The sequence below is a fragment of the Streptomyces lonarensis genome (assembly GCF_012033735.1).
Taxonomy (GTDB): domain Bacteria; phylum Actinomycetota; class Actinomycetes; order Streptomycetales; family Streptomycetaceae; genus Streptomyces; species Streptomyces lonarensis.
This window is the reverse complement of record NZ_JAAVJD010000005.1, coordinates 20088-42163: the sequence shown is the minus strand read 5'-3', so window position 1 is coordinate 42163 and position 22076 is coordinate 20088. Positions and strand designations below refer to the sequence as shown.

The following is a 22076-nucleotide window of genomic DNA, read 5'->3' as shown; positions in this document are numbered from 1 at the left end:
CCGCCGGCCCTACCGACTGGTAACGTGCCGCTCATGACGGAGACCACGCCCGCGCGTACGCCCACTGTCGGGGACCAGCTCGCCGCCTCGGTGCCGATGGCCCGCACCCTGGGGCTCGAGTTCACCGAGACCACCGCCGAGCGGGCCGTCGTCCGGCTCCCGGACCGGCCCGAGTACCGCAACCACGTCGGCGGCCCGCACGCCGGGGCGATGTTCACCCTCGCGGAGTCCGCCTCCGGCGCCATCGTGCTCGCCGCCTTCGCCGACCAGCTCGGTCGCGCCGTGCCGCTCGCCGTGCGCGCCGAGATCGGCTACCGCAAGCTCGCGATGGGCCCCATCACCGCCACCGCCGTGATGCGCCGCCCCATCGTCGACGTCGTCGCCGACCTCGACGCCGGCACCCGTCCGGAGTTCGAGGTCCACGTCACCCTCCGCCGGGAGAACGGCGACGTCACCGGTGAGATGACGGTGGTCTGGACGCTGCGCCCCAGCAACTGACGCGCAGGAGGGGACGGCGGGACGGGCGGGCGGGGGCGATGATGCTGACGGCACTGCGGCGCCTCGCCGGCCGCGCCGCCTCGGGCACGGCGCACGCGCTGTGGCGCCGCCTGCGGGCGGCGGCGGCCGTCACCGCCGACCGCCCCGGCCCCTACGCCTTCCACCACCTGGGGGAGCGAACCCGCCTGGCGTTCCCGCAGGGCACCGTCTTCGGCGAGCGGTACATCTCGCTCGGCGCACGGTGCGTCGTCGGGCAGGACGTCACCCTCACCGTCGGCATGGCGCCCGGCCTGGACCTCGGACCCGGGCTGCGCATCACCCTCGGCGACGGCGTGGTCCTCGGCAGGGGCAGTCACATCGTCGCCGACGCGCCCGTCGACGTGGCGGACGACGTCTTCCTCGGGCCGTACTGCTACGTCACCTCCACCAACCACTCCTACGACGACCCGGCGCGGCCCGTCGGACTCCAGTGGCCCCGCGCGGCGCCGGTCGCCATAGGAGCCGGCAGCTGGCTCGGCGCGGGCGCCGTCGTCCTCCCCGGCGCCCGCCTCGGGCGCAACGTCGTGGTGGCGGCGGGCGCGGTGGTCCGCGGCGAGATACCGGACCACACCGTCGTCGCGGGGGTCCCGGCGCGCGTGGTGCGCCGCTGGAGCGCCGAGGAGGGCTGGCAGCCGCCGCTGCGCACCCCCGCCCCGGTGCCGTGGACGGGGCCGCCACCCGGGGAGTGACCCGCCGTCGCGGACACGGCGCGCCGCGGCCGTCCGCGCCCCGCGCCGGGAGCGGGGCGCTGCCGTTATCGGGCCGGCCGTGCCGGTGGCGCCGTCAGCCGCCCGCCGTCCGCAGGTCGGCGAAGTCCGGCCGCCCCAGCTCGATCGCCGGGCAGCGGTCCATCACCATGGCCACGCCGGCGTCCCGGACCCGGTCGAACGCCGCCTCGTCCACGACGCCGAGCTGGAACCAGACCGCGCGTGCCCCCACGGCCACCGCCTCGTCCGCGACGGCGCCGGCCTGCGCGCTGTTGACGAACACGTCCACCACGTCCACCGGGAACGGGATCTCGGACAGCGAGGCGTACCCCGGCTCGCCCAGTACGGTCTCCGCCTTCGGGTGGACCGGCACGATCCGCTTCCCGAACCGCTGCAGCAGCTCGGCCACGCCGTGGGCGGCCCGCGCCCGGTTGGTGGACAGGCCGACCACGGCCCAGGTCTCTCCCGCCGGTGCGAGTATCGAGCGCACCGTCCCGTCGTCTCCGTACATACCCGCGCCAACAGCCGTGCGCGTCGCGCCATTCCCCGGTGGCGGGAGACCCGCGCGGTGCCGGTGCCCCGGCCGGGGCCGGGCCCGCTCCCGGGCGGGGCGCGCCCCGCGCCTAGGGTGGCCCCATGTCCGCACCCGACCGCTACCTGACCGTGCCGGGCCCCGGGGTCCACGAGACCGAGGTGAACCGCTCGCGGTTCGTCTGCACCCTGGACCCCGTCGCCACCGAGGCGGAGGCGGCGGCCGTCGTCGCCCGGGAGCGGCAGCGCCACCCCGCCGCCTCGCACCACTGCTGGGCGTACGTCCTCGGCGCCGACGGCGCGGACCGCAAGTGCTCCGACGACGGCGAGCCCGGCGGCACCGCAGGGCTGCCCATGCTGCAGATGCTGACCCGCCGCGAGGTGCGCTGCGTCGTCGCCGTCGTCAGCCGCTACTTCGGCGGTACCAAGCTCGGCGCCGGCGGCCTCATCCGGGCCTACGGCGCCGCCGTCGGCACCGCCCTCGACAGCCTCGGCACCGTCACCCGCACCCGGTACCGGCTCGCCACCGTGACCGTGGACCACCAGCGCGCGGGGAAACTGGAGAACGAACTGCGCGCCCGGGGCCACGTGGTGCGCGACGTCGCCTACGGCAGCGCGGTCACCATCACCACGGCGCTGCCGGGAACCGAACTCGACGCCTTCACCGCCTGGCTCGCCGACGCCACCGCGGGCACCGCCGCCCTGGAGCCCGGCGGTGACTGGTACGGCGAGGGCCGACCCGGCGGCGGCTGGTAGCGTTCCGGTGCCGCCGGGCCCTCCGGGCCCCGGGGGCGGGGTGACAGGGGACGACGACAGGGGACGAAGGGGACGCCGCACGTGCGACTGCTGCACACCTCCGACTGGCATCTGGGGCGGGGCCTGCACCGTGTGCCGCTGCTGGACGCGCAGCGCGACGCGCTGGAGCACCTGGTCGCCGTCGCCGTCGAACACCAGGTCGACGCGGTGCTGGTCGCGGGCGACGTCTACGACCGGGCCGTTCCGCCGCTCTCCGCCGTGCGCCTCTACGACGAGCTCCTGCACCGCCTCGCCGACCACGGTGTCGCCGCCGTCATCATCTCCGGCAACCACGACTCCCCGCACCGGCTCGGGGTCGCCGCCGGCCTCATCGGGCGCGCCGGGGTCCACCTGCGGACCGATCCCGCCGACTGCGACCGGCCGGTCCTGTTGGAGGACGCCCACGGGACGGTGGCCGTCTACGGCATCCCCTACCTCGAACCCGCGCTGGCGCGGGCCGAGTTCGGCGTCGAGCGCGCGGGTCACCGTGAGGTGCTGGGCGCCGCGGCCGACCGCATCCGCGCGGACCTCGCGACCCGCGGCCCCGGCGTCCGCTCGGTCGTGCTCTCCCACGCCTTCGTCACCGGCGGCGTCGGGTCCGACAGCGAACGCGACATCACCGCCGGGGGAGCGGCGGCCGTTCCGGCCTCGCTGTTCGACGGCTTCGACTACACCGCGCTCGGCCACCTCCACGGCGCACAGACCATCAGCGACCGCGTCCGCTACTCGGGTTCGCCGCTCGCCTACTCCTTCTCCGAGGCCGCCCACCGCAAGAGCATGTGGCTGATCGAGCTGGGCCCGGACGGCGAACTCGCCGCGCAGACCGTGCCCCACCCGGTGCCGCGCCCCCTCGGACGCATCCGCGGCCGCATCGACGACCTCCTCGCCGATCCCGCGCACGAGGGCCTGGAACAGCACTGGCTGGAGGCGACCCTGACCGACCCGGCACGGCCCGAGGAGCCCATGCCCCGGCTGCGCGCCCGCTTCCCCCACCTCATCAGCCTGGTCCTCGACCCGGACCCGGTGCCCGGGGACGGCGCCACCACCTACGCCCAGCGGCTGCGCGGCCGCACCGACCGCGAGATCGCCGCCGACTTCGTCCGCCACGTGCGTCCCGGCTCGGGACCGAGTCCCGCCGAGGCCGCGCTGCTGGACCGCGCCCTGGAGGCGGCCCGCGTCGACACCCCGCGCGGCGGGCCGGAGGAGCACACCGCATGAGGCTCCACCACCTGACGGTCACCGCCTTCGGGCCCTACGCCGGTACCGAGCACGTCGACTTCGACCGGCTCGGCGCCGCCGGACTGTTCCTGCTCCACGGCCCGACCGGCGCCGGCAAGACCGCCGTCCTCGACGCCGTCTGCTACGCGCTCTACGGCTCCGTCCCCGGCACCCGCCGCGCCGATCTCGGAGCACTCCGCAGCCACCACGCCCCCGCCGACACCGCCACGGAGGTGGTCCTCGACGTCACCGTCGAGGGTCGCCGTCTGCAGGTCACGCGACGCCCCGAGCAGCTCCGCCCGAAGAAGCGCGGCACCGGGCACACCCGCGACAAGGCCGTCAGCCTGCTCGCCGAACGCGGCGCCGACGGCCGGCTGCGCCCGCTGAGCCGGTCCCATCAGGAGATCGCCGAGGAGATCGGCACCCTCCTCGGCATGAACCGCGACCAGTTCTGCCAGGTGGTGCTGCTGCCCCAGGGCGACTTCGCCCGGTTCCTGCGCGCCGACGCGGAGGAGCGCGCCAAGCTGCTCGGCCGGCTCTTCGACACCCGCCGGTTCGCCGCCGCCGAGCAGTACCTCTCCGCCGCGCGCGGCGAGGCGCTGGAGGCGCTGCGCGACGCCGACCGCACGGTCGACCAGCTGCTGCACCGGGTGCACCAGGCCACCGGTGGCGGGGAGCCGCCCCCGGCCGCGCCGGACACCCCCGCCCACGGCGGGGACCGCACCGACGCCGTGATCGGCTGGGCCGCGGTCGCACGCTGCGCGGCACGCGAGGACCGCGAGCGCACCGCCCTGGCCACCGCCGCCGCCGAGTCACGCCACACCACCGCACGCGCCGCCCACGAGGCGAGCGCCGAGACCGCCCGGCTCCAGCAGCGCCACGCCGAGGCCCGGCAGCGGGCCGACCGCCTCGCCGCCGCGGCCGGCCACGTCGCCGACCTGCGCCACCGGCTCGCGACCGGCCGTGCCGCCGCCACCGTCGCGTCCGCCCTCGACCTCAGGGAGGACGCCGCCGCGGAGGTCGCCCGCACCCGCGCCGCGGAGCAGGCGGCCCGGGAACGGCTCCCCGCGGAGCTGCGCGGCGCCGGCGCCGAGACGCTGACCGACCGCGCCCACACGGCCCGGCGGGAGTCCGGCGCGCTCGATGCGGCCCGGCGCGCCGAGGAGCGCGCCCGCAGACTGCGCGGGGAGGCGGACGCACTCGACACGGCCGCCGCCACCGAGTCCACCGAGCTCGACACCGCGCTCCGGGAGCACGAGGACGCCGCCGGCTCCCTGCGGGAGCTCCGCGACCGGCTCGCCGCCGAGCGCCGCCACGCGGCCGAGGCCGACGGGCTGGCCGAACGACTCCGGCCGCTGCGGGACCGGTTGGCGGCGGCCCGTGAGGCGGAGCGGACCGCCGCCTCGCTCCCCGCGCTGCGCACCGCCGTGGACGAGGCCCGCGAGGCGTCGCGCGCCGCCCACGAGCGGTGGCTGACGGTCCGCGAACGCCGGCTCGACTCCCTCGCCGCCGAACTCGCCGCCGGGCTGGCCCCGGGGGAGCCCTGTGCCGTGTGCGGCGGCACCGAGCACCCGGCGCCGGCGGCACCCCGGGCGACCGCGCCGGACCTCGCCGAGGAGGAGGCGGCGCTCGCCCGCCACGAGGCCGCCACCGACCACCGGCGCGCCGCCGAGCACGACCTGGCCGCCGCCGAGGCACGCCACGACCAGCTCCGCGACACCGCGGGCGACACCGCGGCCGCCCTCACCGAGGCCGAGTCCCACCTGGCTGCCGAGACCGACGCCGCCCGGAGCGCCGGCCCCGCGGCCGACCGGACCGCGGCGCGGCTGGAGCGGATCGCCGACCACCACGGCGGGCTGGGCCGGCGGATCACCGAACTGCGCGAACGCGAACGCGCCCGCGCCGACCGCCGGACCGCGCTCACCGCCGACCTCGCCGAGGCCCTCGACGAGATCCGGCGGGCCCGCGGCGACGCCGCAGGGGTCGCCGAGCACGCACGCGCGCTGGAGGAGACCGCCGACCTCCTCGACACCGCCGCCGCGGCGGTGACGGCGGCCGCCGACGCCGCCTCCCGCCACAAGGACGCGGACGCCCGCGCCGCCGACGCGGCGTTCCGCGCCGGCTTCACCGGGCCGGACGCCGCGGCCGACGCCCTGCTCCCCGACGGCGAGCTGCGGTCCCTCGCCGAGGAGATCGACGCCCACACCGCCGAGGAGAGCGTGGTGGCCGCGATCCTCGGCGACCTCGCCACGGCCCGCGCGGCGGAGCTGCCCCCCGCCGACCCGGCCGCCACCGCCCGAGCCCTGGACGTCGCGTTGCGCGAGCTGCGCGCGGCCGGCGCGGCCGAGGCCGCCGCCGACGGCCGGTCCCGTGAACTCGACACGCTGTCCGATCGGTTGACCGCCGCGCTGCGCCGGCAACTGCCGCTGCGGACCCACGCGGGCCAGGTCTCCCGGCTGGCCCAGCTCACCGCCGGCACGGCGGCGGAGAACCGCCACCGGATGCGGCTGGAGACGTACGTGCTCGCCGCCCGGCTCGAACAGGTCGCCCACGCCGCGGGCTCCCGCCTGCACCGGATGTCCGCCGGCCGCTACACCCTCACCCACACCGACGCCCGCTCCGGACGCGCCCGCTCCGGTCTCGGACTGCGCGTCACCGACGCCTGGACCGGACGCGACCGCGACACCGCGACCCTCTCCGGCGGCGAGTCCTTCCTGGTCTCCCTCGCCCTGGCGCTCGGGCTCGCCGACGCCGTCGCCGAGGAGGCGGGCGGACGCCGACTCGACACCCTCTTCATCGACGAGGGGTTCGGAACCCTCGACGAGGACACCCTCGACGAGGTGCTGGACCTCCTCGACGCGCTCCGCGAACAGGACCGCACCGTCGGGATCGTCAGCCACGTCCCGGAACTGCGCGCCCGCGTCCCGGCCCGGCTGGAGGTCCGCAAGGGCAGCGAGGGCTCAACGCTGCGGCACCACGCCGCCCCCCTCGACCGCTAGCGTCCTGCCCGGCGCGTCCCGCTGCGCCCGCGCCGCTCACCCGACAGGACCGGGGCCGGACTCCGCCGGCGCGGGCGGCAGCACCGGACCGCACTCCCACCGGCCGAAGATCAGCCGCGTCTCCACCCGGGCCACCTCCCGCCGAGCGGTGAACTCCTCCAGCACCAACCGCTGCAGCGCCGCCGGACCGGCGACCGCCACATGTACGAGATAGTCGTCCGGCCCCGTCAGGTGGAAGAGCGCCCGCGCCTGCGGCAGCGCCCGGACCCGCTCGACGAACGGCCCGATCAGCTCCGCCCGATGCGGGCGCACCTGTACCGAGAGCAGCGCCTCCAGCGGGCGGCCCAGCCGCGCGGGATCGACCCGCAGCACCTGCCCGAGGATCACCCCGCCGCGCCGCAGCCGGGCGACCCGGTCCAGGCAGGTGGACGCCGCCACTCCCACCGCGGCCGCCAGCTCCCGGTACGTCATCCGGGCGTCGTTCTGCAGCAGGCGGAGGATCTCCAGATCCACCGGATCGAGAACCACCGAATCGGACACCGGCCGAACGTAGCACGGTGCGGCCCCCGCCGACCCCGGCCGATGTTCAGAATCTCTCGCCATGGACATCCCGAGCTCCGCACCCCCACGCCCTCCGGGCGCCGCCCGCTCGCTGACCACCGAGGCCGTGCACGCCGGGCGGGAGGACCTCACCGCCCTCGGCCTGCACGCCCCGCCCCTGGACCTCTCCACCACCTATCCCAGCCCGGACAGCCGCGGCGAGGCGGCCCGGCTGGACGCGTTCGCCGCCACCGGTGAGCAGTTGGCGGGGCCGCCGGTGTACGCCCGGCTGGACAACCCCACCACCGCCCGCTTCGAGCGGGCCCTGGCGCGGTTGGAGGGCACCGAGTCGGCCGTGGCGTTCGCCAGCGGCATGGCGGCGCTCACCGCCGTCCTGCTCGCGCGCGGCGCCGCCGGACTGCGGCACGTCGTCGCCGTGCGGCCCCTCTACGGCTGCAGCGACCACCTGCTGGAGAGCGGGCTGCTCGGCACGGAGGTCACCTGGGCCGCGCCCGAGGAGGTACCGGCCGCGCTGCGCCCCGACACCGGCCTGGTGCTGGCGGAGACGCCGGCCAACCCGACGCTGGCCGAGACGGACCTCGACGCGCTGGCCGAGCGGTGCGGCGACGTGCCGCTCCTGGTGGACAACACCTTCGCCACTCCCGTCCTGCAGCGCCCCCGCGAGCACGGCGCGGCAATGGTGCTGCACAGCGCCACCAAGTACCTCGGCGGCCACGGCGACGTGCTCGGCGGCGTGGTGGCCTGCGGCGAGGAGCAGGCGCGGGCGCTGCGGCAGATCCGGTTCGCGACCGGCGGCGTGCTGCACCCGCTCGCCGGCTACCTCCTGCTCCGGGGGTTGGCCACGCTCCCGGTCCGGATGCGGGCGCAGTCGTCGACCGCGGCCGAGATCGCCCGGCGGCTCGCCGCCGACCCCCGGGTCTCCCGCGTGCACTACCCGCGCCTCGGCGGCGCGATGGTGGCTTTCGAGGTCGAGGGCGACCCGCACGCGGTGATCGGTGCGGTGCGGCTGATCACCCCTGCGGTCAGCCTGGGCAGCGTCGACACCCTCATTCAGCACCCCGGGTCGATCAGCCACCGGATCGTCGCCGCCGAGGACCGCCGCGCCGGCGGCATCAGCGACCGGCTGCTGCGGATGTCGGTCGGCCTGGAGGACGTCGAGGACCTGTGGCGTGATCTGGACGGGGCGCTGGCGGCCTCGGCCACCGCCGTCAGCGGACCCGCGGCTGCGTCCGCGCCGCCGGCCGGTGCGCTGGTGCCGTGAGGTCGCGCGGTGCCGTGACGCCACCCTCCCACCGCGGGCGGCCGCGGTGGGAGCGCCATGGGGTCAGCGCCGGGGCGGCGAGGTGACCGGGACGGCGTTCCGGGCGGTCCGCGCGCTCACCACCAGCGCGCCGTCGCTGTGGTCGTACTCCAGCGGCAGCCCGGTGCCGCGCATGGTCCGCACCATCGCCGTGTCGGAAGGGCGGGTGACGGCGTAGACGGTCCTACGGCCGGACAGCGCGGCGAGCGCCAGCAGTTCGCTGAGCAGAGCGGTACCGACACCCCGGCGCTGCCAGGCGTCCTCCACCAGGAGGGCGACCTCGGCCTCGTCCCCGTCCCACAGGAGATGGCCCAGCCCGACGAGTCGGCCGTCCGCGGACCAGGCGGCCACCGACCGGCCGTGGTGCGGGCCCAGGAGGTGGGGCAGGTAGCGGCTCGCCTCACCGGGCGGTCCGTGGTAGCGCCGTGCGAGGGACTCCTCCGAGCAGCGGTCGTGCATGGCGCCGGCCGCCGCGAGCTCCGCCGGCCCCGCGGGGCGCAGCACGATCCCCGCGGGGGCCGCGACGGGCGCCGCCGTCGGGGGCGCGGCGGCAGCGGCCGTCGACGGACGGCACAGCCGCCCGGCGCCGGACCCCGACCGGTCGGTCGCCCGCCACGGGCGTCGGCTCGGCCCTCGGTACGCGGAGGTCTCACTCATGCCCCCACTGTCACCCCCCGGTATTGCGCGGTCACCAACGTTCTGTGACCGGTAAGTTAAGGATCTTTCCGGCAGATCGCCGCAAGGCGGTCGTCGCGCCGACAGGGCGCGGACCGTCCAGGCCGCCCCGTCCTCGCGGCGGCACGCGGCGTGACGGCTCGGACACCACGAGCTGACGAGCCGTCAGGGACGCCATCCTAGTACCGGCGCGCCTCCCTGATGGGAACGTTTCCAGCCTCCGGACGGCGGGAGCGCCGCCCGGCCCCGGCGTACGGATGCGCGCCGGTGTCGAAGCGGGCCGAGCGGCCCCGGTGCGCTACCGGTCGGCCCCGTTCGGTCCGCCCGCGCGCGACTCCCGCGCGCGGCGCGCTCCTCGCTCCGCCCGCTCGGGTGCCCGCGCCGCGGGGACGGTATCCGTCGGCGCCGGTGTATCCCGGGTCACAGTCCGCCGGAGACCCGCAGCACCGCCCCGGTGGTGTAGCCGGCGTCGGGGGAGAGCAGCCAGGCCACCGCGCCCGCGACCTCCTCCGGTCGGCCGGGGCGGCCGACCGGCACCCGGTCCGCCCGGCGCCACGGCCGCTCCGGGTCGCCCATCGCGGCGTGCATGTCGGTCACGATCATCCCGGGCTGCACGGAGTTGACCCGCACCCCCTCCAGGGCCAGCTCCTTGGCGAGCCCCGTGGTGATGGTGTCCACGGCCGCCTTGGACCCCGCGTAGTGCACGTACTCGCCGGGGCTGCCCAGCGTCGCCGCGCACGAGGAGATGTTGACGACGGCGCCGCCCTCGCCGCCGTGCCGGGTCGACATCTCCCGCACGGCGCGGCGGCAGCACAGCAGGGTCCCCATCACGTTGACCTCCCACACGCGGCGCATCGTCTCGGGAGAGGTGTCGGTCAGCCGGCCGAGTCGGCCCGTCACTCCCGCGTTGTTCACCAGCCCCGTCACCGGGCCCAGTTCGCGGGCTGCCGCGTCGAACAGTGCCTCGACCTCCGCCTCCACGCTGACATCCGCGCGCACCGCCACGGCCGTGCCCCCGGCCTCGGTGATCCCCCGCACGGTCTCCGCCGCGGCGGCCTCGTCCCGTGTCCACCCCACGGCGACCCGGTGCCCCTCGGACGCCAGCCGCGCCGAGACGGCGGCCCCGATCCCCCGACTGCCGCCGGTGACCACGGTGACCCGCGCCTGCTCCGCCATGCCCGCACTCCCCGTCCCCGGGGAGCCCCCGGTACGCCGACAACTCCCGGGATCGTACCGGGGGAGGACCGCCGTCCCGGTGGGCGGATTGGTCTTGACCAAGTCCCGGCGGCGCCTCTATCGTCCGTCATATAAGAAAGAACCTTTCATAATCCGGCGCGGGGGCGGACCCGGTCGGGTGCGGGGCGGAGGCAGCGGTGGGGACCACACACGTAGAGCAGGGCGTCGAGCCCAAGCACCGTCAGCTCAAGACGGTCCTCTCCGAGGCGCTGGAGACCGAGTTCGCCGTCGGGCAGGTGCTGCCGAACGAGCGTGAACTCGCCGCGCGCTTCGGCGTCGCACGCGCCACTCTGCGGCAGGCCCTGGAACAGCTCGAGCTCGACGGCAGACTGCAGCGGCGCCGCGGGGTCGGCACCACCGTCGCCCCGCCGCGCACGGTCGTGGACGTGAGCGCCTCGCCCGACGCCTGGCCCGGCGGCCCGGACGACGACTGGGAGGTCACCGGACGCATGCGGGCGCTGCCGCCGCTGACCGTCGCCCGCCTGCTCGGCACCGCCCCCGGCGAACTCGTCGAGACCGTCCACCGCTACCGCGGCGGCGACGGCAGGCCGGTCGCCGTCGAACTGCTCCACGTTCCGCAGTCGCGGCTCGGCGGGACCGTCTCGACCGAACCGGCCGGCGGCGCCGCGGCCGAGGATGTCGAGGAAGGCCGTCGCGTCCTGCGCCGGCTCCAGCGGTTCGCCCTGGACGGCCTGGACCGCTCGGTGGAGCTGGGGTCGGCCACGGACGTGGACGCCGGCAGGCTCGGCCGCCTGCCGGGCGCGCCGGTGCTCGTCGTCACCTCCCAGTACGTCGTCGCCGGGAAGGTCGCCGCGGTGGGCGTGGCCACCTACCGCGCGGACACCTGCCGGCTCACCATCGGCGACCGACACAGCTGACCGCCCGTCACTGCCGGCGGGGGCGCTCCCCGTGCACGGCGCCCGGCCGACGCGTCAGCCGGGCGCCTCCACGCGGAACAGCTCCTCCTCGACCCGGTCCAGCGCCACCCGCAGCGCGCCGGTCGCCACCGCGTCCTCCCCGAGCGCGGACAGTTCGACCCGCGGGGCCCACAGGCAGTACTCCGGCAGTTCACGGCGCAGTGTCCCGAGCACCTCCTCCAGGCCGGCGGCCCAGCCGCCGAGGACGACCAGCTCCGGGTCGAGCGCCAGCACCAGCGCCGTCACGTCGTGGAGCACCCGGCGCGAGAAGCGGTCCACCGCGCCCACGGCCCGGCGGTCCCCCGAGCGCGCCAGGGCGAACACCCGGCTCACCGCCGCCTCGTCCAGCGGGTGCAGCGGCTCCCCGTCGGTCGACAGCAGATGCTCCGGGGTGAGCTCCCGACCCAGCAGGTGCAGCGCCCCGATTTCACCGGCCGCACCGCGGTGGCCGCGGTGCAGTCGCCCCCCGATCAGTGAACCCGCCCCGGGGCTCAGCCCGGCCAGCACCATCACGACATCGCCGCACCCCGCGGCCGCGCCCGCCCAGTGCTCACCGAGGACGGCCGCGTTGGCATCGTTCTCCAGCAGCACCGTGCACCCGAGCGCCGCACGCAGCCGTTCCCCCAGCGCGAGCCCCGTCCACCCGGGCAGCGCCGAGCACAACCGGACGGTCCCCTCCGGCCCGATCACCCCCGGGGTGCCGACGCCGGCCGCCCGCAGGGACCCCCGCTCCACCGCCGCCGCCGCGAGCACCTCCGCCACCACCGCGTCCACCACCGCCAGCCGGGCCTCGGCCGACGCGCGCTCCGCGACCGGCGCCCCCGCCGATCCCAGCCGCCGCCCGGCGAGATCGGCCAGCACCACTTGGACCCGGTGCGCGCCGATGCCGACCCCCAGGGTGTGGCCGGCCTCCGCCCGGAACCGGAAGCGGCGGGCCGGGCGGCCCACCCGCCGGGCCTCCGGCCCGCCCGAGGCCTCCACCACCAGCCCGGCGGCGGCAAGACCCTCCAGTACCCCCTCGACCGTGGGGCGGGAGAGGCTCGTCGCCGAGGCCAGGTCACTGAGGGTCGGCGCGTCCCCCGCGTCCCCCGCGTCGCGCAGCGCCCGCAGCACCACCGACGAGTTGATCTTGCGCAGGAGCGACGGGTCACCGCCCGTGAGCTTCCCCACTGTCCGCCTCCCTGGGGTGACCACCGATCGCGCGATGGTAACCGCTGGTCCCGGCAGCCGCGAGGTGCGTCACCGCTGCCCGCGGGCGCCGGGGCGGGCCGGCGGGTCCGTCAGAGAATCGCGCCGGGGGAGTAGGCGGCCTCCGCGGGGAACCGTTCCGCGACCTTCTCGACCGCGGTGACCACCGCGGCCACCTGCGCCTCCGCGGCACCGGTGAACGCCAACCGGTCCGACATCAGGGCCTCCAGCGCGGGGCGGTCCAGCGGCAGCCGCTCGTCGGCGGCGAGCCGGTCGACCAGCTCGTTGCGCTCGGCGCCCTCCCGCAGGGCCAGGGCGGAAGCCACCGCGTGCTCCTTGATCACCTCGTGGGCCTCCTCGCGGCCCACTCCGGCGCGCACCGCGCCCATCAGCACCTTGGTGGTCGCCAGGAAGGGCAGGTAGCGGTCGAGCTCGCGCTCGACCACTGCGGGGAAGACACCGAACTCGTCCAGCACGGTGAGGAAGGTCTCCAGCAGGCCGTCCAGCGCGAAGAACGCGTCGGGCAGCGCGACCCGCCGGACCACGGAGCAGGAGACGTCGCCCTCGTTCCACTGGTCGCCCGCGAGCTCGCCGACCATCGAGGCGTGTCCGCGCAGGATCACCGCGAAGCCGTTGACGCGCTCGCAGGAACGGGTGTTCATCTTGTGCGGCATGGCCGACGAACCGACCTGCCCGGCACGGAACCCCTCCGTCACCAGCTCCTGGCCGGCCATCAGCCGGATCGTCCGGGCCAGCGAGGACGGGGCCGCGGCCACCTGCACCAGGGCCGTGACGACCTCGTAGTCCAGCGACCGCGGGTAGACCTGGCCGACGGAGGTCATCGCGTGGGCGAAACCGAGGTGGCCCGCGACGCGCTGCTCCAACTGCTCCAGCTTCTCGGCGTCCCCGCCGAGGAGGTCGAGCATGTCCTGCGACGTCCCGACCGGACCCTTCACGCCGCGCAGCGGGTACCGCGCCAGCAGCTCCTCCAGGCGGCCCAGCCCCACCAGCAGTTCGTCGGCGGCGGTCGCGAAACGCTTGCCGAGCGTCGTGGCCTGGGCGGGGACATTGTGCGAACGGCCCGCCATCACCAGCCCCGAGTGCTCCGCGGCCAGCCGCGCCAGCCGCGCGAGCAGCGCGACGGTGCGGCCGCGCACATGCTCCAGCGAGAGCCGGATCTGCAACTGCTCGACGTTCTCGGTGAGGTCGCGGGAGGTCATGCCCTTGTGGACCTGCTCGTGACCGGCGAGCGCGTTGAACTCCTCGATCCGGGCCTTCACGTCGTGGCGGGTGACCCGCTCGCGCTCGGCGATGGAGGCCAGGTCGACCTGGTCCACCACGCGCTCGTAGTCGCCGGGGGCGCCGTCGGGCACCGGGATGCCGAGGTCGCGCTGTGCCCGCAGCACGGCGAGCCACAGGCGGCGCTCCAACACCACCTTGTGCTCGGGCGACCACAGTCGCGCCAGCTCCTCGGAGGCGTAGCGGCCGGCCAGGACGTTCGGGATGCGGGGCTTCTCAGTCACGACAGGGGATTCTACGGCGCCGCAGGTGGGGCCGTGGGAGGAGCCCGGCCACGCGGTCGGACCGAAAGGCAAGGGGGCCGGTCCTGCGGGTGCGGGCGGGCCCCGGGGGCGCCGCGGTCAGGCGTGGGGGGAGGCCTCGTCGGAACGCAGCCGCCCGAGCGCCTCGCGCCGGTCGGCCGCCAGCGGCAGGTGCGACACGACGCCGGTCACGGTGAAGACCCGCCAGACGGACGAGGCGAACGGCCCGGCGATCACCAGCGCTCGCCCCTCCTCCCGATGGTCCTCGACGGTCGAGAGCAGCAGCCCCAGCAGGGTCGAGTCGGCGAAGGTGAGGCCGGAGAGGTCCAGCAGGGTGCCGCGAGAGGGCGACCGCAGCGCCGCGGTCAGTGCCTCGGCGAGCGGCTCGCTCGCGTCCATGTCGAACTCACCGCGCGGTGCTACGCCGGCGATCTCGTCCGGCGAGCCCGGAGCGGTCACGACGACGGCAGCTGAAAGGCCCACATGATCAGTCTGGCACGGCTGTGGCCCGGGGAGAAGGAGTGGGAACGGCAGGGCGTGAGAGGTTGACCGCCCTCGTGGGGGCGCCATGGCGGGCATGTGTCGAATTCGTGGGACGGGCGGAGCGTCACCGCGTCTCCCGTCGGCGCCCGCTCCCCGGTGACGACCCGTGTCGTGGCCGGTCGCCGGCGGTTCCGGTCGCTGCGGGGCCCCGGTGGCACCCGGCTCGTTCGACCCGGTGATCGAACATGCCGTGGTGGGGGTGTGTGAAGTGCGGGTCGAGCGCGAGTTCGACCGACGGTTCCCCCGGACGGCGCATCGCGCCGCCGCGCGGGTCGACCGGCGCGGCCGCCGCAGGAGAGACGGGTCCGTCCGACCGCAGCCGCCGGACACCGACCCCGCCGTCCGCATCGGCGACCGGGCGGGACGCTGCGCGCTGCGACGGCCGCCGGCGCGGGCGGTCGGGGTGGGGCGGCCGATCGAGGGAGCCGCGGAAGTGCCCCGGGCCGCCGCCCACCCACCGCCGCGGGTCCCGCCGGCCCCCGCCCGTCGGTACTGGCCCGTCCGCCCTCCGCCCGGTTGTGCTGCTGTTACTGTCCCCGTACCGCCTGGCCAGGAGGAGGAGCGGGTTGACCACGGAGGACGAGCTCTTCGCGTCCGTCGACGCGCTGCTGGAGGAGGAACCGCAGCTGCCGCCACCGGCCGAGCGCGCTCGGCTTCGCGAGGCCGCGGGAGTCACCCAGGGGCGGTTGGCCACCGTGCTGCGCTCCACGGCGCAGACGGTCGCCAACTGGGAGTCCGGCCGCTCCGAGCCGAGACCGCCGCGACTCGCCGCCTACCGGAGACTGCTGGAGGGCTGGGCCGCCAAGTACCCGCCGCCGGGGACGCACACCGAGCCGGCCCCCGCCGCCCCGACGGCGCCGGCCCCGGCGTCGTCGCCGATGCCCGGCACCCCCGCGGCGTCCGACCGCTCCGCCGCCTTCACCGCCTCCACCGACTCCACCGACTCCGCCGACGCCACAGCCGCCGTCCGGTCGGAGGCCGGACCCGCCGGCGCCGAGGAGCCCTCGCGGGACGGCGCACCCCGGCCGGAACGGGGATCCGCTCGCGCGGGGGCCCGCCGCACCGGGCGTCGCGGCACCGCGCCCGGGCCACGCGCCGACCCGGTCCCGGACGGCTCCGACAGCGGCCCTCCGCACGGTCCTCTCGCGGTGCTCGACGGCGAGGGCGACGCCCACGCCGCAGACGGTCTCGTGCTGTCCTGCCCGGCGGCCACGCTGCCCGAGCTCGCGGAGTGGGCGCTGGCCGCGGGCCTGGGCGCGCGCCGGCTGCACCGCCACGGGCGGGAGGCCGATCCGCTGGTCGTGCTGACGGAATCCGCGGCGCTCCGCCTCGGGCTGCCCGCCGAACTGTCCACCCCGCACCAGCGCCGCGAGCTGCGGTTGGAGGACGACCACCCGGTCGTGCGGGAGGTGCTCACCGCCGGCTGGCAGTTGACCCGCCGCGGCCTCGGCCCCTGGGCGCGGCTGTACCGGCCGGTCCACGAGGGACTCCGTCGGTGCGTCCAACTGGCGGTGCTGCCCTGGGAGGCGCTGGACCCCCGGACCTGGCCCGGCCTCGCGGAGCTGCCCCCTCCGGTGATCGCCGGGGCGCTCACCGATTACGCCAGGCGGGTCCTCACGCCCCGCGGCTCGCCGGCCGTCTCCGGACTGGAGCTGATGACCTCGCTGCGGCCGCCCACCCGGCCGGTGCGGGACCGCTCCGGCGGTTGGGCCTCGGCACCCAACCCCGGCGGGCTCGGAACCGAGGCCGTGGACCCGGCACCACCCGAGGCCCCGGCCGAACACCCCGTTGCACAGGGGTGGACGGGCGGCTTCCTGGACGAGGAGGCCTACCAGTGGTGCCGCGGACGTGGACACCCTGACCGGGGAGGAGTGCGCGCGCCCCCACGCCGTCGGGCTGGACATCAACGCGGCGTTCCTCGCGGCGGCCTCGCGGCTGCCCGTCGGGTTGAGCGGCCCGCGCCACGTCCGGGCGCCCGACTTCGACCCGCGGATTCCCGGTAGTTGGCTGGTCGACCTCTCGGGCATCGTGCTCGACCCGCGGCTGCCCTCGCCTTTCACCCCCTCCGGCCTCCCGCCGGACGGGCCCGCGTGGTACCAGACGCAGACCGTGGCCTACGCACGGGAACTCGGCCACGAGGTGGCGCCGTCGGAGGCGTACCTCCGCCACGAGGCCGGCCCGTACCTCGACCCGTGGCACGACCGGTTGCGGGCGGCCTACCTCGCGACGCTGGCGGATCTCGGGGTCACCGCCGACCTCGACGAGGAGGAGTACCTGGCCGCCATGGACCGCGTGAAGGCGTCCGACCCGGCCGCCGCGGCGGTCCTCACTGCGGTGAAAGCCACCGTCAAGGGCGGCATCGGCAAACTGCGGGAGCGGCCGCAGGGTCGCCGGTACCGGCCCGGGGACCGGTGGCCGGCGCTGGAGCGGCCCACCTGGCGGCCGGACATCCGCGCGGCGGTCATCGCACGGGCCCGGGTGAACATGCACCGCAAGATGGCGCGGACCGCCGCGGCCACCGGACGCTATCCCCTGGCCGTGCTCTCCGACTGCGTCGTCTACTCCGTCCCGGACCTGTCGCCGCGCGGGCTCGTCCCGCACACCCCCGACGGCGCGCCGGTGCCCGGCGCGTTCCGGTTCGGCCCCTCGCCCGGGATGTGCAAGGTGGAGGGGGTCCAGCAGACCGCGTGGGCGGTGGACCTGCTGGAGCAGGGCCTCAACCCCGCCCGGCACCTGAAGGCGGGCGACGAGTAGTCCGCCGAAGGACCGGTTCTCGCGGACGTGCCCGGCGGGCGGGAGGACCGGCGCGACACGAGCGGGTGCAGGCCGTACCGGCGGCCGTGTTCGCTACCGTGTCGGTCGCCCCGTCCGCGGCCGCGTGGGTGCGGCGGCACGGACAGGACGGCGCGCACCGGCACCCGCCGGCCGGGGCCGGGGGAACCGACGGCGTGCGCGCCACGGTGTGAGGGAGTGGCAGTGGGCGAGATCGACGAGGCGCTGGTCCGCGCGGACGAGGAAGGGTTCACCCGGCCTCCGCCCAGCACTCTGTTGGGCAGGGTCAACTTCCTGCTGCGCCAGTTGGGGAGTGCCCGCGCGGTGGCGGCCGAGCTGGGAGTGACCGCCGACTCCGTCAACCGCTACCGGCGCGGTGCACGCCGCAACCCGCCGCCGGAGGTGGCGCGTCGGCTGGAGGCTGCCGTCCGGCAGCGGTGGCAGCCCCGGGTGCGGCGGCGGCGTCGGCGGCAGGCGGCGGCGACGCGGACCGGCATCACCATCGAGACGCGGGCCAGGTTCGGCTACGCGGCGGCGCCGGGCACCACCGACGACGATCCGCGGTTCCGCCGGCTGACGGTCCATCTCCCGCCGGCCTACGCGCAGCGGCTGTTCGACGCCCGCGACACGGGGGCCCCCGAGGGACGGATGCGGCAGATCGTCGCCGAGGGGTTGCGCGAGGTCTACTTCCAGGACGACGGCCGCCGGGCCGCCGGACTGGAGGTGGAGTTCACCGGGATCGACTACCTCGACGCCTCGTTCTGAGCCGGAGGCCGAGCCCGGGCCGAAACCGTCGCCGCACGCTCGCTCGCACGCCACATGCCGTCACGCCTCGGGGCGCCGATCGGGGGCTTGGTCTCGTTGTCACCTCAAGCGCACACCCTGCGCGATGGGTTTGGCCCAACGCACTGCTGGAGAATCCGGAGGTCAACTGATGTCCCCGATTCGCTTCGACTCGCTGAGCGAGGAGCTGATCGGCGCGCTTGTCGCGTCCGGGTGGAGCGCAGACAGGAGGGTCGACGCAGGACAATGGGTGGAGCAGATGGAGCGTGAAGGGTACCGGTCCCACCCGTTGGCGGTGGAGATCCTTGCGACGGTGGGAGGGCTCTCGATCGATCCCCTCAATCGAGTCGGCCCGAACTTCAGTAATGACGAGCCCTACAATGTCGATCCCATCGCCGCTGGATCAGGACAGCGTGGCCTGGCAAAAGAGGTGGAGGATGTTCTCGGTGCGTACTGTTTTCCCATCGGTGAGTGGCTCAGTTTCTCAAGTGTCTTCGTAGAAGCCGGGGGGAGAGTGGTTGCTGCCGGCATGGGTTGGATCTGGGAGCTCGGTCCCACCTTCGAAGACTCCCTGGAGATGGCGGTCCGCGCGAATCGCCCGCTGCGCTGTCTGCACTCCGATCCGGGACTCGATCCGTGGCCGAGGGCTGACTCCCATGGGTGAATCAGCCGTCGGGTGGCGTGCGGAGCCAGCCGCGATCGGGTGCGGAGTCAGCGCCATCGCTGTGGACCCCACCAGCTCTACTCGGCGCTGTCCACGACCTCCGCGCGGCTCGCGAACACGGCGTCGCCGGGATGGTCTGTGAGTAGCGACTTCGGCTTCTGGAAGCGCTCGACCGCGAACCCCGAGGATGTTTTCGACAATCTCGCCGAGGGCGACACCAGCGATCTTGTCGGGAGCCCTGACCCAGGCAACGCCTCGCAAGGCCGGAAACGGTTGCGGATGCGCCTGACGGGGGGCTCGGTCCTCACACTCTTCCGTGGGTCCGCATGGGTTCGTTGAGGGTGCAGAAACACGCGCGTGAAGTCCCCTCAGGTCGTTCCTGTCGGGCCTTCTGCGCCGTGTGAAGGTGGATTCCGCTCGTAGGGTCGTCCACCGGTGGCGTGTTCCCGCCGCCGACCCTACCGCGCGCCCCGCGAGGCGGGTTGGAACCGGCTCAGTGGCCGACCGCCGTCGCGATCCGCCGGGCGGCTTCGGCGGGGGAGAGGTGCGTGGTGTCGATGACCTCGGCCTCGGCGTGGAGCCAGGTTCGGGCCGCCTCCGCGTACGGTTCGAGGTGGTCCAAGCGGAACGGCGAGTCCCGGCCGACCACCGTGTCGCCGCCGATGCGGCCGCGGAGGGTGGCCTGGTCGGCGTGGATGACGAAGTGCCGGACGGGGATCGCGTGCGCGGCGAGCCCCGCGGCGATCTCGCGCCAGTACGCCTCGACGAGGACGGTCATGGGCATCACCAGGGTGCCGCCCGTCCAGTCGAGCACGCGGCGGGCGGTTTCGACGACGAGGGGCCGCCACGGCGGCCAGTGCTGGAAGTTGTCGGTCGCCGGCAACCCCGGTCGGATGTCCATGAGTGCCTCGCCCACCTTCTCGGCGTCGAACACCCGCGAGTCGGGGATGAGGTGCTGCACCAGCTCGGCGGTGGTCGTCTTTCCCGCGCCGTGGGTGCCGTTCAGCCATACGATCACGGTCCCCGACCATAGCGGCGAGGGGCTGTCCCGGACAACGGTGCCGCCGGGCTCGGAGGGTCCCCGCGCGCTCTTCCGGGCAGGGCGCCCGCCGACGGTCCGCCTGCCGCCGGCCGGTGCCGACGTGGCTGCCGCCGACCGGGTCCGCGGACTGCCGGTGGGTGGCACCCGTGCGCGTCATTCGGCCCCCGACGGTGCCGGCCGCTCCCCGTCCGCTCCCGGAGGGGCGCCCAGCGTCGTTGCCACCAGCTGCGCGAGTGCGTCGCGCAGCGCCTCCCGGTCGTTGCCGGGCTGCGCGGCGAGGTGGACCACCAGATCCGCGCGGACGGCAGACAGCAGCGCGTGGGCGGTGAAGTCGGCGCCGGGTACGGCCAGCCGGGCGATCTCGTCGCGCACCAACCGGTGCGCCCGGGCGTACTGCTCGGTGCCGTAGGGGCTGCCCGAGCCGGCCGACTCCAGCGCGGCCGCCAGCTGGCGGTGGTCGAACTTGAAGCACAGCATCGCGTCGAGCAGCGCAGCCACCCGCCGGCGCGGAGGTGTGCCCGGTCCCAGGGGCGGGGGTCCGTCGTCGATCTCGGCCCACAGCGGCCCCAGGTGTGCCTGCCAGAGTGCCCGCAGCAGTCCGGTGCGGTCGCCGTAGCCGCGGAACAGCGTCGCCTTGCCGACGCCGGCCTCGGTGGCGACGGCGGCCATGGTGACCTCGTCGGATGAGGCGCACCGGCTGAACAGCCGGTCGGCCGCGGCCAGGACCGCCTCGCGGTTGCGTGCCGCGTCGACGCGCGGTCGGCGCTCTGTCATGGCGTTTCCCCCGAGTGTTGAAGCGGACCACTGGTCCGTATAGTTTGATGCGGACCGCTGGTCCGCATCGTACGCGGTGGGGCCCGGTGGCGTCCGCCCCTGCCGGGCGCGTCCCGGCGGAGCGCCCCCGCCCACGACATCGGAGAACCTCCTGTGCCCACCGAACCCGCCGTGCCCACCGAGCCCGCCCCCGCCGGCCGCATCCTCGTCCTCGGCGCCACCGGCACCACCGGACGTCGCCTCACCGCTCGCCTCCGGGCCGGCGGCGCGACGGTGCTCGCCGCCTCCCGCGCCGGCCGCACGGGGTGTGCGGGCGCGCTCCCGGTCCGCTTCGACTGGTACGACGCCGCCACGCACGACGCGGCGCTCGCCGGTGCGGACCGTCTCTACCTGATACCGCCGGTCGGCGACCCGGATCCCGCTGCCGTGGTCCTCCCCTTCCTGCGCCGGGCGCGCGCTGCCGGGGTGCGTCGTGTCGTGCTGCTCAGCTCCTCCGCCGTGCCCGCCGGTGGCCCGGCGGTGGGGGAGGTGCATGCCGCACTGCCGGGTCTGGTCCCGGAGTGGGCCGTCCTGCGGCCGTCGTGGTTCATGCAGAACTTCACCGGCGACCACCTCCACGCACGCAGCGCCCGCCGAGAAGGGGTGCTGCGGACCGCCACCGGCGACGGCCGGGTCGCGTTCGTCGACGCCGGCGACATCGCCGCCGTGGCCGCAGCCGCGCTCACCGCACCCACGGCACCCGATGCGGAGCTGGTGATCACCGGCCCGCGGGCGCTCAGCTACGACCAGGTGGCCGAGGAGCTCACCCGGGCCGGCTCCCGGCCCGTCGTCCACGAGCGGCTGTCCCTCCCGGCGATGACCGACCACCTCGCGCGGGAGCTGCCGCGCCCCTTCGCCGAGCTGCTGGCCGGGCTCGACGCAGCCGTCGCCCGCGGCGAGGAGGCCGGGGTCACCGACACCGTCCTGCGGGTCACCGGGCGTCCCCCTCGCGACTTCGCCGCCGTCCTCGCCGCGGAACCTCCCCTTGCCGCCGCCCGGGGGTGAGCGCCCGTCGGGCCCGGCTGTCGGCGGGTGATCCACCGGATCGGCGGCAGCCGCGGAGGGCTTCGGTGTGATACGCCAAGTACCCGACTGATCACGCTTTTTGGGAGCTTCGAGGGGTTTTCGGGTAAGTTCCTCCCCGTGCGGCCCGCGCGACACCCGGACGGGTGCGGGCGTCCCCCGGCTGCCGTCCCACCCCGGGCCGGCCCGCGGGGAAGCGGACGGGCCGCCGGCCGACCGGCCGCTGAACAG

19 protein-coding genes and 1 pseudogene are annotated in these 22076 nt (G+C 75.9%); 11 read left to right on the top strand and 9 right to left on the bottom strand.

The window, feature by feature from the left end:
* The first annotated feature begins 33 nt into the window (after nt 1-33).
* Both HCN56_RS01840 and HCN56_RS01835 read left to right on the top strand, forming a co-directional pair.
* Entirely contained in the window at nt 34-498 is a 465-nt protein-coding gene (locus HCN56_RS01840) for a DUF4442 domain-containing protein (protein WP_167967648.1), read from the top strand.
* Nucleotides 499-536: 38 nt separating this feature from the next.
* On the top strand, nt 537-1226 hold the full coding sequence (locus HCN56_RS01835) for an acyltransferase (RefSeq protein WP_167967647.1): 690 nt from the start codon (nt 537-539) through the stop codon (nt 1224-1226).
* A 94-nt stretch (nt 1227-1320) separates the two neighbouring features.
* On the opposite strand, the gene HCN56_RS01830 is transcribed toward HCN56_RS01835, so the two are convergent.
* Entirely contained in the window at nt 1321-1755 is a 435-nt protein-coding gene (locus HCN56_RS01830) for a CoA-binding protein (RefSeq protein WP_167967646.1), read from the bottom strand.
* 125 nt (nt 1756-1880) lie between these two features.
* Here HCN56_RS01830 and HCN56_RS01825 point away from each other — a divergent pair, with 125 nt between their 5' ends.
* From HCN56_RS01825 to HCN56_RS01815, 3 genes are all read left to right on the top strand, one after another.
* Nucleotides 1881-2531 carry an IMPACT family protein gene (locus HCN56_RS01825; RefSeq protein ID WP_167967645.1) on the top strand — a complete coding sequence of 217 codons (651 nt, stop codon included), beginning with the start codon at nt 1881-1883 and terminating at the stop codon, nt 2529-2531.
* An 81-nt stretch (nt 2532-2612) separates the two neighbouring features.
* The gene (locus HCN56_RS01820) at nt 2613-3788 is read left to right on the top strand and encodes an exonuclease SbcCD subunit D (protein ID WP_167967644.1); all 1176 of its coding nucleotides are present in this window, start codon (nt 2613-2615) and stop codon (nt 3786-3788) included.
* Complete coding sequence (locus HCN56_RS01815) at nt 3785-6787, top strand: AAA family ATPase (RefSeq protein ID WP_167967643.1); 3003 nt, start codon at nt 3785-3787, stop codon at nt 6785-6787. Before HCN56_RS01820 ends, HCN56_RS01815 begins: the two co-directional genes overlap by 4 nt.
* 36 nt (nt 6788-6823) lie before the next feature.
* Here HCN56_RS01815 and HCN56_RS01810 read toward each other — a convergent pair whose 3' ends face one another.
* Complete coding sequence (locus HCN56_RS01810) at nt 6824-7327, bottom strand: Lrp/AsnC family transcriptional regulator (protein ID WP_167967642.1); 504 nt, start codon at nt 7325-7327, stop codon at nt 6824-6826.
* Between the two features lie 61 nt (nt 7328-7388).
* Here HCN56_RS01810 and HCN56_RS01805 point away from each other — a divergent pair, with 61 nt between their 5' ends.
* Nucleotides 7389-8609, top strand: a complete 1221-nt coding sequence (locus tag HCN56_RS01805; protein ID WP_167967641.1) for a trans-sulfuration enzyme family protein — start codon at nt 7389-7391, stop codon at nt 8607-8609.
* Between the two features lie 63 nt (nt 8610-8672).
* Here the strand turns inward: HCN56_RS01805 and HCN56_RS01800 are convergent, their stop codons facing one another.
* On the bottom strand, nt 8673-9305 hold the full coding sequence (locus tag HCN56_RS01800; RefSeq protein ID WP_167967640.1) for a GNAT family N-acetyltransferase: 633 nt from the start codon (nt 9303-9305) through the stop codon (nt 8673-8675).
* A 438-nt stretch (nt 9306-9743) separates the two neighbouring features.
* A complete protein-coding gene (locus tag HCN56_RS01795) occupies nt 9744-10499 on the bottom strand; it encodes an SDR family oxidoreductase (RefSeq protein ID WP_167967639.1) in 756 nt (251 codons plus the stop codon).
* A gap of 197 nt (nt 10500-10696) precedes the next feature.
* On the opposite strand from HCN56_RS01795, the gene HCN56_RS01790 reads away from it, so the two are divergent.
* Nucleotides 10697-11437, top strand: coding sequence for a GntR family transcriptional regulator (locus HCN56_RS01790; protein ID WP_167967638.1), 741 nt, complete (start codon nt 10697-10699; stop codon nt 11435-11437).
* 54 nt (nt 11438-11491) lie between these two features.
* Here the strand turns inward: HCN56_RS01790 and HCN56_RS01785 are convergent, their stop codons facing one another.
* The 3 genes from HCN56_RS01785 to HCN56_RS01775 form a co-directional block, all read right to left on the bottom strand.
* Complete coding sequence (locus HCN56_RS01785) at nt 11492-12646, bottom strand: ROK family protein (RefSeq protein ID WP_167967637.1); 1155 nt, start codon at nt 12644-12646, stop codon at nt 11492-11494.
* A 110-nt stretch (nt 12647-12756) separates the two neighbouring features.
* Entirely contained in the window at nt 12757-14187 is a 1431-nt protein-coding gene (purB, locus tag HCN56_RS01780; protein WP_167967636.1) for an adenylosuccinate lyase, read from the bottom strand.
* A 117-nt stretch (nt 14188-14304) separates the two neighbouring features.
* On the bottom strand, nt 14305-14688 hold the full coding sequence (locus tag HCN56_RS01775; RefSeq protein ID WP_167967635.1) for an STAS domain-containing protein: 384 nt from the start codon (nt 14686-14688) through the stop codon (nt 14305-14307).
* Between the two features lie 626 nt (nt 14689-15314).
* Between HCN56_RS01775 and tap the strand changes: the two are divergent.
* The 3 genes and pseudogenes from tap (at nt 15315) to HCN56_RS01760 (ending at nt 18967) form a co-directional block, all read left to right on the top strand.
* Nucleotides 15315-17502, top strand: a pseudogene (gene tap / locus HCN56_RS01770) (telomere-associated protein Tap).
* A 222-nt stretch (nt 17503-17724) separates the two neighbouring features.
* Nucleotides 17725-18285: a telomere-protecting terminal protein Tpg gene (tpg, locus tag HCN56_RS01765; RefSeq protein WP_167967634.1), complete on the top strand. Its 561-nt coding sequence runs from the start codon at nt 17725-17727 to the stop codon at nt 18283-18285.
* Nucleotides 18286-18454: 169 nt separating this feature from the next.
* Nucleotides 18455-18967: an SUKH-3 domain-containing protein gene (locus HCN56_RS01760; protein ID WP_167967633.1), complete on the top strand. Its 513-nt coding sequence runs from the start codon at nt 18455-18457 to the stop codon at nt 18965-18967.
* 493 nt (nt 18968-19460) lie between these two features.
* Here the strand turns inward: HCN56_RS01760 and HCN56_RS01755 are convergent, their stop codons facing one another.
* A complete protein-coding gene (locus HCN56_RS01755) occupies nt 19461-19985 on the bottom strand; it encodes a P-loop nucleotide/nucleoside kinase family protein (protein ID WP_167967632.1) in 525 nt (174 codons plus the stop codon).
* A 177-nt stretch (nt 19986-20162) separates the two neighbouring features.
* Nucleotides 20163-20783 (bottom strand): TetR/AcrR family transcriptional regulator, encoded by a 621-nt coding sequence (locus HCN56_RS01750; RefSeq protein ID WP_167967631.1) that lies wholly within the window; start codon nt 20781-20783, stop codon nt 20163-20165.
* Between the two features lie 153 nt (nt 20784-20936).
* Here HCN56_RS01750 and HCN56_RS01745 point away from each other — a divergent pair, with 153 nt between their 5' ends.
* The gene (locus tag HCN56_RS01745) at nt 20937-21827 is read left to right on the top strand and encodes an NAD-dependent epimerase/dehydratase family protein (RefSeq protein ID WP_312871000.1); all 891 of its coding nucleotides are present in this window, start codon (nt 20937-20939) and stop codon (nt 21825-21827) included.
* Nucleotides 21828-22076: the final 249 nt, after the last annotated feature.